This is a genomic window from Dyadobacter sp. 22481 (assembly GCF_052044875.1).
GTDB classification, from domain to species: Bacteria; Bacteroidota; Bacteroidia; order Cytophagales; family Spirosomataceae; genus Dyadobacter; species Dyadobacter endophyticus.
In genome coordinates, this window is record NZ_JBQENV010000001.1 from 2,230,503 (window position 1) to 2,246,963 (window position 16,461).

Sequence of the window (16,461 nt, forward strand, 5' to 3'; positions counted from 1 at the left end):
TCACGCAAATGAGCATAAGGTGTTTCAATCAATTTGATTTGAAGCACCTTTTCCATTTTGCAGATTATCTCCAAATCCAGGTTTTTCGAATGGATATTTATCCGTCGTGACTAAGCAAGGAGCCTTTTTCGATTTTAATGGAATGAAAAGCCACACTTTGTGTGTTGTGTAACCTGTTGCAAATAGTTTGACGAAATTTCTGACAGGTTATGAACTGGATTACCATTAGTAGTGAACAAGAAGTAGATAGCATTTATCAATCGGCCGATTACTCCATTATCTATAAACACAGCCCCCGTTGCGCGACCAGCCTGATGGCTTACCGTCAACTTAAATCCGAAGTGAACGCCGCTTCGGACATTGAGATTCCTATTTACATCGTGGACGTGATCCAGAACCGGAAAGAATCTATGGCCATTGCGGACAGCTTCGGCATCGAGCACGAATCTCCCCAGATTTTAGTCGTAAAGAACGGATCATGCATTTACGATGCGTCGCATGAGGATGTTTCCCTACGCAACTCGCTGGCTTCCCTGAATTGATTTACAGACGGTTATTGTGCCTTACGGCGACATTAAAATCGATTTAAAAAATATCTTATGGAATATATCCATTCAAATGGATATATTCCATATATTTGCATCATCAACAAACAGAAACTATGACGAGCCTGCATTACTCGATCATCTCCGAAAAAATGGTATGGATTTGGTACTACGATAGCTTCGGTGGTAAGCACCTCAAGGAGTTGCTTGCGGATGATGCCGTTGCCTTTGTCAGACGTGCCGAAGCGGGAAAAGAACCGGGGCCGGGAGTGATTGGAACGGATTTTTTAGGACATCATAAAATTACAAATTGAAACCAAAGCTTTATTAACACTTCATCATAAACGAACGCAAAAGAGCAGCCCCCAAAGCTGCTCTTTTTGTTTCATGCCCTGGTTATGGCTCGCTGGGGCCTATCGGAAGATTGTTAAATATCGCCCGAAGCGCGGGTCTCAAGGCGGGTAGCCCATTTTTGGAGCAGCACCACCAGATCGTCGAGGATCACCGGTTTGCTGAGATAATCGTCCATCCCGGCCTCAAAACATTTCTCCCTGTCCTGCTGCAATGCATTGGCCGTCATGGCGATGATAAAAGGATGTGCGGTATTATCCGTCCTGATCCGCCGGGTAGCTTCCAGCCCGTCCATTTGCGGCATTTGCATATCCATCAGAATCACGTCATAATCGATTTTTTGTACCTGTTCAAGCACTTCCAGACCATTTTGCGCCAAGTCGGCGTGGTAACCGAGCTTACTGAGGGTATTCATGATCACGATCTGATTCACCTTGTTATCCTCTGCGACAAGGATCGTCATCGGATACCGGTCGGCAAAATCCGAATGCAGTTTTTTTTGTGAGTCGTCATGGTTCTGGGTAGTGGTTTTCGGTTCGTGCATATCCGGAGCGACCTTCGCGACAATACTAAACCGAAAAGTACTTCCCTTGCCCGGCTCGCTTTTTACCTCGATCGCCCCGCCCATGAGCGCAGTCAATTTTTCGCAGATCACCAATCCGAGGCCTGTGCCGCCGTATTGCCTGGTTGTCGACGAATCAACCTGTGAAAAAGGTTTAAAAAGTTTGTCGAGCTTGTCCCCTGCAATGCCGATACCCGTATCGCTCACTTCGAATCCAAGCTTGGCATCCCTACCCTCCTGGCCGATCACATACACATGCACGCGCACCTCACCCCGGGGCGTGAATTTCACCGCATTACCTACCAGATTGGTCACAATCTGCCCGAGCCTCAGCCGGTCCCCGACGATATACGAGGGCACATTGTCGTCGATCTTCAAAGTAAGGTTCAATGGTTTGGTAGCTGTTTTCGCACTGAAAAGGTCCATCACTTCACCAATACAGCTCTTCAAGCCGAACTCCTTTTCTTCGAGCTCCATATTCCCGGATTCTATTTTGGAAATATCAAGAATATCGTTGATCACGTTCAGCAAATCCTTTCCGGAAGTCTGAATCGATTTGGTAAAATTGCGCTGTTCCTCAGTAAGTTCCGTTTCCGCCAACAGAGACGCCAGGCCGATCACCCCATTCATTGGCGTCCGGATCTCGTGGCTCATCGTGGCCAGGAAGGCGCTTTTAGCCCGATTTGCCAATTCCGCCCTTTCCACGGCCATTTGCTGTTCATCTATCGCCCGTTCGAGCTGCCTTGTCCTTTCCTGGATCTGCTGCTCCAATGCCCACTTTTGCTTGCGAATCCTGTAAGTCCTGATCTGGTATAATGCAATGATCAATGCCACAACCAATATGACGCTCACCAAACGGAACCACCACGTCAGCCAGAAAGGTGGCGTGATGATCAATTCAACGGCAACACCCGTTTCATTCCACAAACCATCGTTGTTGGAACCCTTAACTTTGAATGTATAAGTACCGGGATCAAGGTTGGTGTAGGTAGCCGTGCGCTTGTTTCCGATATAGTTCCAACGCGTGTCGAAACCTTCCAGCATATAGGCATACTGGTTCTTTTCAGCCATGGTGTAGCTCAATGCCGCGAACTCAAAGGTGATCACCGACTGGTCATGATGGATGGTAATGGTTTTCTCCTCGCTGATCTGCTTGCTAAGAATATGGTCGTCGGCACCGGTGACGACATGGTGGTTAAAGATCAGGAAGTCGGTAATGTAAACAGGCGGAACGTAGTCATTGTACCGCAGGTTGTCTGGGTAAAAACTGGCGAAACCGTTGATACCCCCGAAATACATTTGCCCGTCGGCGGTCTGGAAACGGGAATTGTCACGAAACTCGTTACCGGGAAGACCATCGTAAACCCCGAAATTCCGGAACACGCCGGTGTGAGGATTGAATTTGGAGATACCTTTATTCGTACTAAGCCACAAATTACCCTTACTGTCCCGTTGAATGGCAAATACTACATTACTTGCCAGCCCGTCCTTTTCGCTGAACGACCTGAATGCCCGTTTTTTCTGATCGAAATAGCAAAGCCCACCGCCCACCGTTCCTATCCAAAGATCGCCGTTCTCCGCTTCCAGGATGGATTGTACCTTGTTGTGAGAAATACTAGACGGATCTTTCGGGTCGTTGCGAAAATGTTTGAAACCCCTGCGGTCGGGGGAAAGCAGGTCGAGGCCGTTGAACGTTCCTACCCAGATATTTCCTTTTTTATCCTGAAAAATGGTCGCTACGATATCGCCGCTAATACTTGTCGGATCGTCGGGACTGTGGCGGTAATGCGTATACTCCTTCGTTTTGACATTGAAAAAGTTGAGTCCGCCCTTCCACGTGCCAATCCATAGGTTGCCATCCCGGTCCCGGGTCATATTGTTAACGTCCGAAATCGAAAGGCTGTTAGGGTTATTTTCTTCCGAAATATGATGCTCGACCTCGCCGGTTTTTACATTGAAAAAATCAAACCCTCCATTGTGAAAACCCAGGCCTAGCACATCCCGTGCAACCCAGATCACCGAGATCACATAATCATTGGAAATCGAACGGGAATCGCCCTCCCGATGCCGGTAGAAAGTAAAATTCTTGGTCTTGCGATTGAACCGGTTCAGCCCGCCGCCGTCAGTACCTATCCAGATATCGTCGCTCGTGCTATCCCCACAGATAGCCAATACCGTATTGTTACTCAGACTGTTAGGATTATTTATTTTCTGTCGGTAAGAATCGAATTTGGGACCGAACTTGGGTAAAAATGATACGCCACCTGCATAGGTCCCGATCCACATGTTCTCTGCATTATCGTGGTAAATCGTGTAGACGGAGTTGTTGCTGAGAGAGTAGCGATCATCGGGGTTATTTCGCACTGAGGCAAAACGGTCCATCGACGGATCATAAATGCTAATGCCCCCATTCTCGGTACCGATCCAGAGCTTTCCTGAGCCGTCTCCGGCCATCGAAAGAATATCGTTGTGCGCCAGGCTCCATGGGTTTGCCGGATCGTGAGCAAAATGCCGGACAATTTTGCCCGACTGATCGAGCACCGAAATCCCCCCGCCGTGCGTCCCTACCCAGAGATTTCCCTTCGGGCTGTGATGTAGCACCTTGATCCAATCCGATTGCAGCCCGTCGCTTGTGCGGGCGCCATGCTCATAAGCCGTAAGACTGCCCGATCTGACATCGAGTTTAAACAAACCTTTCTCCGTGCCAACCCAAAGCATATAATCCTTTCCTTCGGCAATGCTCGTAACAAACTGGCTTCCGGCACTTCCATCAGTGCCCGCGTACCTGTAAAGCTGGTAGGTGGCGCGGCTACGGTCGAACAGGTAAAGGCCCTGATCGGTACCCAACCACAGGCGGTTATGGCTATCCCGAAAAATGGTATTGATCGCAAGGCTGCGTCGCGGATGCGGATAATGCACGAAGCTATCGGTGTTCCGATCGTACCGATCGAGGCCCGTGGAGGTTCCTACCCACATCTGACTTGTTTCGTCCTCAAGGAGCGACAATACAAAACTGTCATGAATGGAAGCCGGGTTCGCCGGATCGTGTTTATAGTGGGTGTATTTATAGCCATCAAACCGGTTGAGGCCATCTTCCGTAGCGAACCACATGAAGCCCCTGCTTCCTTTCAGGATCGCACTCACATGGCTTTGCGATAGCCCCTGTTCGGTGGTGAGCCTCCTGAACCGTGGTGTAAACTCCTGTGCGACAACATTCTGAAGGCATAGGATGCATAGCAACACTACCTTATAAAAGATCGCTTTCATGGCACTTCTTTCATTCTGGATAGAGGAACGTCAATTATCAGTTTAAAAGTAGAAAAATTATGTCCTAATGCAACATTCCAACTAATTCTTGCTCCTTACGCTATACGAATATTAGCCATTTATGAAAAAAACATTACTCAGCCTGCTAATTCATGGACTTTCCTTCGCCAGCTTTGCACAGACATCCGCGGTAAGCGGCCTTGTAAAAACCCAGCAAAATGAAGCTGTCGGATTCGCCGCAGTTTCCATCAATCAGTCCAAAGACTCCACCCTGGTCAAAGCCGACGTTGCCGACGAGCACGGCACATTCAAAATTGGCGGCATCCCCGACGGCAGGTATTTCGTCCGTGTTTCGGCGGTAGGCCAGCAAATGTATTCTTCTGCCGTGTTCGACGTAGCCGGCCGGGATGTGACGCTGCCTACGATTTCGATGTTAGCCGAAGCGAAGCAGCTGAATGAGGTGAAAGTATCCGGCTCAAAGCCCCTCATCGAGGTCAAGAACGATCGGATGATTTTCAATGTGGAAGCGAGCATCAACGCCACCGGCTCCAATGCCCTCGATCTCTTGCAACGCTCACCGGGCGTACAGGTCGACAGGGACGAAAACATTCTGGTGCGGGGCAAAACAGGTGTCCGGATCTATATCGACGGCCGCCCTTCGCCCCTGGCGGGAAAAGATCTTGCATCCACCTTAAAAAGCATGAATTCTGCAGACATCGAGGCTATTGAGATTATCACCAATCCATCCGCCAAATTCGACGCGGCAGGCGACCTGGGTATCATCAATATCCGTTTGAAAAAGAATGCCAAGCTGGGCACCAATGGTAATATCAGCCTCGGAGGCATGTTTGGTATAACCCCAAAATACAACGCCTCGGTGAACCTGAACCACCGCGATAAGAAGCTGAATATCTTTGGGAATTACGGTTTCAACCAGGGTGCGTGGCATAATACCACCTATGACGACCAGATCCTTAACAAAGTGGCCTACAACAAACTATGGCAGGGCATCTGGCGCGATACCACGCACAGCGCCAAAATCGGGGCCGATTATTTCATCAATTCTAAAAACACTCTTGGTTTCAGCGCGAACGGCCGTATCAGCAACCACAATGGCGGCGGGGAAAGTGAGACGTTTATCAGCAAACGCAATAACCTGACTGCCGACTCGCTCATCCTGTCGTCGCGGACATCGAACCCGGAGAAAAACAAGAACCTGAACCTAAATGTCAACTACCGTTATGCCGACACCACGGGCCACGAGCTGAATATCGACGCCGATTATGGCCGGTTTTCTTCGCGCGGGATCAGCTACCAACCCAATAAATACCATTTCCAGACGAGCAGCGACGAGCCGATCGAGCGAAATTATGTCTCGAAAACGCCCGTGGATATTACCATTAAGTCATTTAAAGTCGATTATGAACAGCCGTTCAAAAAAGGGAAGCTCGGCTATGGCATCAAACTTTCCGACGTAAAATCCGACAATACATTTAATTTTTACAATGTTTTGCAAAATGTAGAGGTGATCGATACCAACCGGAGCAACCGTTTCAAGTACCTCGAACGCGTGTATGCGGCTTATATCAATTACAATGTTTCGCTCGGTAAAAAATGGGATCTGCAAGCCGGGCTACGTGCCGAACATACCAAATCGCTGGGTGACCTGACCAGCTACAAGCATAACGACCTCAACAAAGTCGACACGACCTATCTGAGCTTCTTCCCAAGTGGCGCCATTTCATTCCGTGCCTCTAAAAATCACACCTGGAACCTCAATTACAGCCGTCGTATCAACCGCCCGAGCTATCAGAACCTGAACCCGTTCGAATACCGCGTCGACGAGCTGGTGTATTCCAAAGGGAATCCTTTCCTGAAACCCGAATATGCCAATAGTTTTAAACTTTCGCATGTGTACAAGGGCATACTCACGACCTCTTTTGGCTACCGGCGCACCAGGTTTCCGGTAGTGGGCCTCCGTATTCCCTACGACAGCAGCCGCACCTACTTTATCACTGAAAACCTCGATTATTCGCAGGGTTTCAGCCTCGACGTGAGCCTTACCACCCCGATCACCAAATGGTGGGAATTAAACTTCAATATCAGCGGATACCACAATCTCTGGAAAGCGGCGCTCGACAACGGCATCGTTGTCAACAACCGGACGACCGCATTCAATCTCAACGGGCAGAACACCTTCAAGCTTAAAAACAGCTGGACAATCGAGCTCTCGGGCTGGTACAATTCGCCCTATCGCCGGATCGACTACAACTGGCAAATGGGTATGGTGGATGTGGGTGTCCAGAAAAAATTCTGGAAGGACAATGCAAGCCTGAAAGCCACGTTCAGCGACGTTTTCCATACCGCTAGGGGCGGCTACACTTCCTCATACGCGGGAATTGAAACACGCCTGCGGTTCCGCTTCGAAGGTCAAATGCTGCGTATCAACTTCAATTACCGCTTCGGAAGCAAAGAGATCAAAGCGGCACGTAGCCGGAGGTCAGGGTCGGAAGATGAGTTGAACCGTATCAAAGGATAGGGATATCCACAGGCCAATTAATATTAATTCTACTTATGTTTAATGGAATCACGTACGTTATATTTGCAGGAACGAAACCCTAAACGTCTTGCCTCTCAAAGATTCAATCTATCGAACATGGATTAATTTATCCGGTGATCCGTCGGTCTTCCCCCTGAATGCACGGATATTCCATTCGGTATGCCTGATATCGACTTTTGCACTAACCTATAATGTACCTTTCAACTATGCGATAGGACTGCCCAAAATAGCATTGGCCAGTCTTATCGTGATGTTGATCACAGTAGCCTTGTACTATGCGTCACGATTTAAAAATATGGTCAGTATCAGTACTTTACTGGCCAATATTGTCGGACTCACGTTGTTTATCGTTAATTATTTCCTGAATTCGGGTCTTCGCGGGCCTACCGACCTGTTTTTTCTGCTTTTCCTGCTGCTCAGCATTGCGATCTCCCCTGCCGAGCAATACAAAGTGTGGATTCCTATCAACGTCACGATTCTGATCATTCTCAATCTCGTCGAATTTTACTATCCTCACCTGGTTCCGGACACCTATACCACGCGCTCCAACCGCTTTGTCGACCATATGTCGGCCTACGCGGTGGTTGCCGCGATCACCTATTTCTGCATCGATTATATCCGGGGAAGTTATGAAAGTGAAAAAATATCGGCGCGCGAAAAATCAAAGGCGATAGAGCTGCAAAATTCCCAGATCGTCAAGCAAAACGAAGAGCTCGAAAAATTGAACGCGGAGAAAAACAAGCTGATGTCCATTGTGGCGCACGACCTCCGCTCACCGCTGGCCAGTATTCAGAATTTCCTCGAACTTCTCACACAGCACGAGCTCGATGAAGAACAAAAGCTCGATATCGAAAATGACCTTCTCAATTCGACCAAGAACACGATGGCAATGCTATCCAAGCTGCTCGACTGGTCTAAATCGCAACTGCACGGCGTCTCGGTGAATATGGAATACCTCGATGTCCAAACGCTTTTCGAACCGACCCTGAATCTCGAACGCGACATCGCAGCCCGCAAGAACATCAGCCTGGACTACTATTTCGACCCTTCAGCGGGTATTTACGCCGATAGTGACATGATGCAGCTGATCCTGCGGAACATCGTTGGTAATGCGATCAAATTCACCGGCATAGGCGGGCATATTGTCGTGAAGACGGAAGGCCGTGGCAGCAATTGCCTGATTTCCATACAGGACGACGGAATTGGAATGTCGGAAGAAAAACAGCAGTCGATTTTTTCTCTCAACGTCGAATCCACTTTCGGGACCAACAACGAGAAAGGGGTTGGCCTGGGCCTGATGATCTGCATGGAATTCATCAAGGCCCAGAACGGCAAGATCTGGCTGGAAAGCACGCCCGGAGAAGGTACCTGCTTCTACATTCTGGTACCAATGTTCGAAAAAAACACAGTACCCCAGGCCAATTTGCGCTGATCAAGCACAACCGGGCACTTCGGCAATATTGAAGTAAATCTGCAACCCACGCTCGCGGCCGATCCTGACGTCTTCATCGGCCCCTTTTGATTCTCCTTCCAGCCTGAGGATCGCATCGCATTTCTGCAACATCCGACTCGCCACCGGATACAGGATCTCCTCATAGGGGGCATCCCCTGGCACTTTCGAGCCTGCCAGTTTCAACAGCGGCAACGCCACCCATTCCCCGATCACCGGCAAATGCCCGGCCCGGAAGAGCTGCAAGGTGACCGATTCGAGCTTATCGAGGTTTTTACGCATTAATAAAGGGTCGTCATTGGTACCCGACCGGTAAGGGCCGGCGACCAGGATCATCAATCCATTCATGGCTAATCGTGATTTAAATGAAAAGTTTTTATTAAAAATGATCATATGCTACTTTTGGCAAGCATCAGGGCCATTCAAGGCTAATAGAATTGATTATTTTTAATCAATTTTGATTATTTTTGATCAAAAATAAATAATTAGGATGAACTTTCAAGAACGAAAGAAAAAAATTCTCGCCGCACTCGACGAAGTCGAGAGCCTGAGCGTGTTCGAACTGGCCGAAATACTAGAATCGTCGCCGGCAACAATCCGCCGCGACCTGGGCGATATTGCCGAAGAAGGGTTGCTCATACGCACGCATGGGGGCGCCATGAAAATGGAAAACCCGGTATTGACCGGGTTTTCGGAGAAATCGGGCATCAACAGCCCAACCAAGGAGCAGATTGCCGAAAAAGCGGCCTCCCATGTTCAAGACGGCGATATTATCTTTCTGGATTGCGGCAGCACGGTATTTCAGATGTGTCGGTTTTTGAAAAAGAAAAGCATTCGCGTCATTACCAATTCGCTGCCTATCCTGGCCGAGCTGATCGATGTCCCTTCCATCCAGATCAACCTCATCGGCGGAGAGCTGAACAAGGCCCGAAAGGCGGTGCATGGCGACAAGGCAGTCCAGCACATCAATGGCTATCATGCCCATAAAGCCTTTATCGGCGTAGATGGTATTTCGGCAGAAAACGGCCTTACTGCGCATAGCGAGCACGAATCGACCATTACCACGGCATTTATCCGCAATGCGAGCCAGGTAATACTGCTGTGCGACGCTTCCAAGATCGGCAAGGATAGCTATGTGAAATTTGCCGAGTTTTCGGCTATCGATACCCTCATCACCGATTCCAGCGCCAGCGCTTCCAAGACCACAGCTTTGCAACAAAGCGGCTTGAATGTGGAAATCGCCGGTTGATCAGGCCAATGCCGCGCCGCCGTCGGTAACCAGGATCTGGCCTGTAACGAAGGGTTGCTTCATCAAGTACATATAGGTTTGTGCGATATGCTCCGCCTCGCCCACATAACCTACGGGCAATGCAGCCGCGACCTGATCATAGAAGGCATCGCGCTCCGTCTCTGCCATCGACGACCACAAGTTGGTACGGACCACGCCGGGCGAGACAAGGTTTACACGCAACGGGGCCAGCTCCACCGCCATGGCACGTGTAAAGCCATCCATGGCCGCACATATGCTCGCACCTATGGACCATCCCACGCTCGGACGCGCACTCACAATCCCGCCCGTAAGCGCAATCGAACCGCCCGCATTCATCCGCGGCGCCGCATATTTGACCGCCATGAATGCACCCCAGTAACGGAGATCGAAAAACGAACGGGCCGTAACCAGCTCTGTTTTAGCAATTTCACTCAACAGAAGGCTTTCACCCGCCGTAAAAACGAGGTGATCTAACGCCCCTATTTCCTCGAAAAGCCGCATTACCGAGGTCTCATCCGAAAGATCGGCCAGCATCCCGCAACAGCTGCCAGATAATTCCGACACCGCACGCTGCACCCGCGCCGCATTGCTCGATACCACGACCACGTTTGCCTCTTCTGCGGCTGCGGCTTTTGCGGTGGCCAGCCCTAGTCCCGAACTGCCGCCCAGTATCACTACTTTTTTACCTTTTAGAGAGAAATCTAAAGTTTCCATTTGTTCTGATTGTTTTGACAGCACAAATCTCCCCCGCCGGACAGCCAAAGCACTTAACAAATGGTAAAAACGGTTTTCAGCGCAGGTTTCTCCGGATGCGACTGAGCGATTGCGGCGTAATGCCAAGATAGGAGGCGACATCTGAAAGCGGGACGCGGGTAGCAATATCCGTCTGCCTGATCAGAAATTGGTGATACCGGGTGGCCGAATCCTGACCAAGATAGGCGTTCCGGATCTGGATCTTTTCCAGCAATGTTTGGTTGGTAATCGTGTCGATCAACGCCTTCAGATAGGGCACGCGGGAGTAAAGCGTCCACAATTCGGTCTTGGAAATGCTCAGCACCTGCACGTGACAGGCCGCGCAAATGCTTTCGTGCGCCGTCACATTGTTATTGAAGCTGTTCAGGATCGTGCAGAACTGGTTTTCTTTTAAAAAGTAATGCGTTACCTCGTTGCCTTTCTCATTGGTGACCATGATGCGCAAAACGCCATTCAGCACAAAAAACATTTCCTGGCAAATCTTCCCACCCTTGAATAGCACATCACCCTCCCGGAACTCCCGCATTGTAAAGGCATTCAGAATCATTTCCTGATCTGCGGACGGGATAGCTTTGGTGAGTTGCAGGATCGAAATTAGTCTTTGAGGCATAATACTTTTTTAGAATATCAATTCAAATATACTATGCTCCAAAACAAAACCCTGCGCTTGGGAAGCGCAGGGTTAGCAATAGCCGGTTTAGGTTTTAGTAGCCTTCGTTCTGGTACATTTTCTCCGGGTTCAGTTTGGTTTCATCAAACGGAATCGGATAGTAACGGTCCTTTTTACCAAAGTTGCTGAGTTTGGCTATACCGAAATTCTCCTGTTTTTTGCTTTTGACATAAGCCACAAGTTCGTCGGTCGTAAAGTAACGCAGCAGGTCGAACCAGCGGTGATTTTCAAACGCTAGCTCTACACGTCGTTCATGAAGGATAGCGAGTTTCAAAGTCGGATATTTGGCAGCATAATCCGCGCTCGCTTTGGCAGCTGCATATTTCGGTAAGCCTGCACGCTCGCGGACCTGGTCGAGAAAGGCGATGGCGGCGGGGTCGTCGCCCAGTTGCATATTTACTTCGGCGAGCATCAAGAGCACGTCGGCATAGCGGATCAGTATCCAGTCATTGCCGCCGTAGCCGTTGGTAGTCGCTGCCGAACTGGCGTCGCGGTATTTGGTGATAAAATAGTCCTTCACAATCGGGTCATTGGCATATTTGATCGAAAATTCCTTTCTGATATCGCCTTCTTCATAGTCCTGCACAAGGTCCGGCGTGACATTACCGCCCGAGCCTGACGATGCGAACAATGAATTAATCGTCTCGCCTTTCGCCTGGTTATTACGGGCGATAGAAGATGAGAAGTTGATATCACCCTGCTTGTTCACAACCTGGAAAATGATCTCCGCATTCGTCGATTTTTTAGCCACATCAAAAACGTCTGCATACGGCACTTCCTTCAACTCCCCGAAAGAGCGCAGGTTGTACGAAGCCGTCAGGTATTTTTTAGCCTCGTTCAGGTTTACAGCGCGGTTCGCGGCATCCAATGTGGTCGCCATGGTCAGGTATACCTGGCCCAGCAATGCATTGGCGGCATTTTTGGTCACCTTACCTTTGGTATTGGCAGTCTGCTTATCCGGCAGGGTCGAAGCTACCGCATCTTTCAGGTCCTGCACGATCTGGTTGTATACCACATCCTGCTTTTCGCGGAAGGTCGCCGCAGTTACTTCCTCGGTGCTGAGCAGCTCCCTGGTTACCAGAGGCACGTCGCCCCATTTGCGCACGAGATGGAAGTAGGTCAATGCGCGGATGAATTTCGCTTCGGCTTTGTATTGCTCTTTCAGATTGTTGTCTGCAAAAGTTACGCGCTCAATTCCCGCCAGCACCTGGTTGCAGCGCGTCACCATTTGGAACAGTGTCAGCCAGTGCGATTTCAGGTAGGTATTACTCGGCAAAAGCGAAAAATCATTGAACTGGAACGGTTCACCGGCATTCGACTGGTTATCGTTTCTGCCGGTATTGTCGGAACGCTCCTCACTGAACAAACCGCTATTCTCGCCGATGCCGTTACCATCGCGGAGCGAGTTGTAGATACCGTTCACGGCCAGTGCCACGTCGTCGGGCGACCTGTAAAAAGTGGGCGCCGACACCGCATTGGGATTTTCCTGGTCCAAAAAGTCGTTTGAACAACCCGCCAGCACTACCAGCCCGAATGCAGAAAATAATGTATTGAAAATGTATTTACGCTTGATCATCTCTTCTGCTGCTTAAAATGTGATACGGGCACCGATGTTGTAGGCACGCACGAGCGGGTATTTTCCGTAGTCGACACCCGGCGTCAGGTTAGCCCCGTTGTTATAATCTACCTCCGGGTTGTAACCCAGGTACTTGGTCAAAGTGAAAGCATTGTCTACACCCACGTACACGCGCAACGCGCTGATGGCGTTGTTGGTCAGGCTGCCGATGCTGCTCATGTTGTAGCCTAATGTCAGGTTGGTACATCTCAGGAATGAACCGTCCTGCAAATAGAAGGTTGACAGACGCGTGCTGTTGCTTTGCGTTCCCCCACGTGAGGCGCGGTACACATGGCCGTCACCCGGTTGAGATTCGGAGCGGTAGCGGTTTGCCACCTTCGCATACTGGTTACCCGATCCTTCCATGTTATAGAGGTAATAATCCTGACCATCGAGCACCTTATTCCCATAGGTCCCGTTGAAAGAAGAGCTGAAATCGAAGTTCTTGTAGCTGGCAGTGATCGCAAAGCCATAGGTGAATTTGGCATGCGGCGAGCCGATCACACGTTTGTCTGCATCGTTTACCACACCGTCGTTATTCACGTCTTCGAAATACAGGTCTCCCGGGCGAAGCGGATTGGTAGAAGCCGATGAGCGGGCAAGACCTTTAAGCTGATAACCAGCCGGATACGACTGCGTCGACGAATTATAGACCGCATTATCTGCGGCAATATTCTCCATATCCGACTCCCGAACCATTCCTTTCACTTTAAAACCATAAAACATACCGATCGGCTGGCCTTCCTGTGTAATGTGGGTCAGGTAAGAGCGCTCGGCACCGTTGGTAATGATCGTGCTGGCGCCGCCCATATCGAGTACTTTATTGCGGTTTACCGAAACATTACCACTTACATTCAGGTCAAAATCGTGGGTCGAGATCACCCGGGCATCCACTTGAAGGTCGATACCCTTGTTCTGCACTTTCGAGTTTCTGAGGTTGGTCAAAATCGTAGAAGCACCGGAAATTGCCGACAATGGCTGATTGAACAACAGGTTGTACGAGCGGCTGATATAATAGTTCGCCATGATCGACAAACGGTCGTTAAAAAGGCCCAGGTCGGCACCAAAATTATACTGCGAGGTCGACTCCCAGCCCAGGTTCAGGTCCTTGATGCCTGTTGCCCATAGGGCGGTATTCACGGTTCCGTTTCCATACACTACCCCACCCGGCGCAGCCATGGTCTGCAGGAAGTTATAGTTACCGATATTGTTGTTACCGCTCAACCCCCAGCTTGCACGCAGTTTCAAAGTCGAGTTGTTGCCTAACGCATCTTTATAGAACTGCTCGTTGGAGATATTCCATCCGGCAGATACCGACGGGAAGTTACCCCAGCGGTTATTCGGGCCGAAACGCGACGAACCATCGGTACGGAATGTAGCCGTCAGGTAATACTTGCCATCGTAGTTATAGGCAGCGCGTGCCAGGTACGAAAGCAATGTCCAGTTCACTTTGCCGGTCTGGTCAGTTCCTGTGTTAAGAGAGAAAAGCGTCGCATCGGCACCTTTTCCGGTAATTTCCTCGATGCGGTCGTTGGAAAACCCGCGAGCAGTTACCGAAACAATGTCGCGGTTGTTTTCCTGCGCGGTATACCCCACTAAACCATCAATGCTATGCTTGCCGATTTGTTTTTTGTAGTTCAATGTAAACTCTGCCAGCTTGTCCATTTGGGTCGTCATTGTCGACACGGCATTTGCCGCCGCAATGGCTTGTGGTGATCCCGGCGGGTTCGCGCCGCTGCTCAGACTGGTTGGCGCATAAAATTCGTATTTCTCGTTGTAGGTCTGTAAACCGAGGTTAACCTTAAAAGTCAGGTCTGGAATGATCTCATAGGTAGCAAAACCATTAAACGTCCCACGCTGGCCTTTGCGATTGATATGCGTTTCGGTTGCCAATGCGACCGGATTCTCAATGGACTGGTACCCATACCCCGAGCTTAATGCTGCTGCTTCGTTTTTCGAAAGGCTACCATCCTCATTGTACGCCTTGAAAATCGGCATGTAAATCAATGCGCCAAGGATCGGGCCTTTGTCGAAACGTCCTTCCTGCACCTCACGGTTAGTATTATAGGTAAATGCGAGGTTGGCGCCTACTTTCAGCTTTTTGTTAATGTCCGCATCCAGGTTCGTCCGGAAATTCGTCCGGTGCTGGCCGGTGCTCAGAATAATCCCCTGCTGGTTGAGCTGCCCGCCGCTGATCGCATAACGCAAGCCATTTTTCCCGCCCGAAAACGAAATGTTATGACGGTGCACCGGCGCGTTCCGGTAGAGCTCGTTCTGCCAGTCGGTATTGTATTTCGGAGTAATCAGCTTCTGGTTCGCAAAATCGTATAAATCAGTCGGAATACTTACCGAACCCGCATTACCCACATTTTTGATACGGGTGGCATTATCGTCGGAATACATCCCGTCGTTCCAGGTTTTGCCCGCATTCACCATCAGGTCGCGATAGCTCGCATTCCGGCCATCGATCATCAGCTGACCGAACTCGGAGGAGTTCAAAAGGTCAACTTTTTTACTGAGCTGGTGCATGCCAAACTGATACTCGTACTCCAACCGGCCCTTTCCTTCTTTCCCTCTCTTGGTGGTAATCAGCACGACCCCACCCGCAGCACGCGAACCGTAAATGGCCGCCGACGCGGCATCTTTGAGGATATCGATCGATTCAATATCATTAGGGTTAATGAAAACATCGTTGCCAGCCGGATAGCCGTCTATCACATACAAGGGATCCGAGCTCGCATTTACCGATCCTACGCCACGCACGCGAATCTTCGTACCCACGTAAGGCGCGCCGCTCACCTGCGAGATCTGCACACCTGCCACTTTACCCACCAGCGCCTGTCCGACAGTCGGGGTACTGAGATTCAATTCCTTTGCCTTTACGCTGGAAATTGCGCCGGTGAGGTCGCTTTTCCGCATCGTCGAATAACCCACCGCTACAAACTCGTTCAGCATCATCGCATTCTCTTTCAAAGTAACGGCCAGGGGTGCATTGCCCGAAACCACCACTTCCTGCGCGATGAAGCCAACAAAAGAAAACACAAGCGTAGAACCAGCTCCGGCTTCAAGCGAAAAACTACCCGCAGCGTCGGTTACCGTACCTTTGTGAGTACCTTTTTCCAAAACCGTAACGCCGAGCAGCGGCTGACCGGTCTCATCCACCACCTTACCCGTCACGGTCAATGCGCGGGTTGGCATCTCAAAGATCATCCGGCCCTTACCAGAAGCCACTGCACACCTACCCGGACTGAAAACCAGGATACCTGTGATGACCAACGGAACAATTGGTAGTATCAGTTTCTTCATAATAGTCTTAAAAAATTTAACAAAAACAAGAAAACACATTTCGATTCGCTTTACAACCTTTCTGCGTTGTGTTTAAAAATCGAGCGCAAAAGTATTTTTTACCTATTAAGCG

The 16,461-nt window shown here is 49.8% G+C and carries 11 protein-coding genes; 5 read left to right on the top strand and 6 right to left on the bottom strand.

Annotated features, from left to right (window positions below):
* Positions 1–209: 209 nt before the first annotated feature.
* Both ytxJ and ACTJJJ_RS08720 read left to right on the top strand, forming a co-directional pair.
* A complete protein-coding gene (gene ytxJ / locus ACTJJJ_RS08715; RefSeq protein WP_188928532.1) occupies positions 210–542 on the top strand; it encodes a bacillithiol system redox-active protein YtxJ in 333 nt (110 codons plus the stop codon).
* 119 nt (positions 543–661) lie between these two features.
* Positions 662–859, top strand: coding sequence for a hypothetical protein (locus ACTJJJ_RS08720; protein ID WP_188928530.1), 198 nt, complete (start codon positions 662–664; stop codon positions 857–859).
* Positions 860–972: 113 nt separating this feature from the next.
* On the opposite strand, the gene ACTJJJ_RS08725 is transcribed toward ACTJJJ_RS08720, so the two are convergent.
* Positions 973–4,725, bottom strand: coding sequence for a two-component regulator propeller domain-containing protein (locus tag ACTJJJ_RS08725; protein WP_426294085.1), 3,753 nt, complete (start codon positions 4,723–4,725; stop codon positions 973–975).
* A 121-nt stretch (positions 4,726–4,846) separates the two neighbouring features.
* On the opposite strand from ACTJJJ_RS08725, the gene ACTJJJ_RS08730 reads away from it, so the two are divergent.
* Together ACTJJJ_RS08730 and ACTJJJ_RS08735 are read left to right on the top strand one after the other, a co-directional pair.
* The gene (locus ACTJJJ_RS08730; protein ID WP_426294083.1) at positions 4,847–7,264 is read left to right on the top strand and encodes a TonB-dependent receptor domain-containing protein; all 2,418 of its coding nucleotides are present in this window, start codon (positions 4,847–4,849) and stop codon (positions 7,262–7,264) included.
* Between the two features lie 88 nt (positions 7,265–7,352).
* Entirely contained in the window at positions 7,353–8,717 is a 1,365-nt protein-coding gene (locus tag ACTJJJ_RS08735; protein ID WP_188928524.1) for a sensor histidine kinase, read from the top strand.
* On the opposite strand, the gene ACTJJJ_RS08740 is transcribed toward ACTJJJ_RS08735, so the two are convergent.
* Positions 8,718–9,083 (bottom strand): DUF4406 domain-containing protein, encoded by a 366-nt coding sequence (locus tag ACTJJJ_RS08740; RefSeq protein WP_426294079.1) that lies wholly within the window; start codon positions 9,081–9,083, stop codon positions 8,718–8,720.
* Positions 9,084–9,225: 142 nt separating this feature from the next.
* Here ACTJJJ_RS08740 and ACTJJJ_RS08745 point away from each other — a divergent pair, with 142 nt between their 5' ends.
* On the top strand, positions 9,226–9,984 hold the full coding sequence (locus ACTJJJ_RS08745) for a DeoR/GlpR family DNA-binding transcription regulator (RefSeq protein WP_426294077.1): 759 nt from the start codon (positions 9,226–9,228) through the stop codon (positions 9,982–9,984).
* Here ACTJJJ_RS08745 and ACTJJJ_RS08750 read toward each other — a convergent pair whose 3' ends face one another.
* The 4 genes from ACTJJJ_RS08750 to ACTJJJ_RS08765 all read right to left on the bottom strand — a co-directional run bounded on the left by ACTJJJ_RS08750 (position 9,985) and on the right by ACTJJJ_RS08765 (position 16,349).
* The gene (locus tag ACTJJJ_RS08750) at positions 9,985–10,719 is read right to left on the bottom strand and encodes an SDR family oxidoreductase (protein ID WP_426294075.1); all 735 of its coding nucleotides are present in this window, start codon (positions 10,717–10,719) and stop codon (positions 9,985–9,987) included.
* A 76-nt stretch (positions 10,720–10,795) separates the two neighbouring features.
* On the bottom strand, positions 10,796–11,368 hold the full coding sequence (locus ACTJJJ_RS08755) for a Crp/Fnr family transcriptional regulator (RefSeq protein ID WP_188928518.1): 573 nt from the start codon (positions 11,366–11,368) through the stop codon (positions 10,796–10,798).
* 94 nt (positions 11,369–11,462) lie between these two features.
* Positions 11,463–13,004: a RagB/SusD family nutrient uptake outer membrane protein gene (locus tag ACTJJJ_RS08760; RefSeq protein WP_440701698.1), complete on the bottom strand. Its 1,542-nt coding sequence runs from the start codon at positions 13,002–13,004 to the stop codon at positions 11,463–11,465.
* A gap of 12 nt (positions 13,005–13,016) precedes the next feature.
* The gene (locus tag ACTJJJ_RS08765) at positions 13,017–16,349 is read right to left on the bottom strand and encodes a SusC/RagA family TonB-linked outer membrane protein (protein ID WP_426294070.1); all 3,333 of its coding nucleotides are present in this window, start codon (positions 16,347–16,349) and stop codon (positions 13,017–13,019) included.
* Positions 16,350–16,461: the final 112 nt, after the last annotated feature.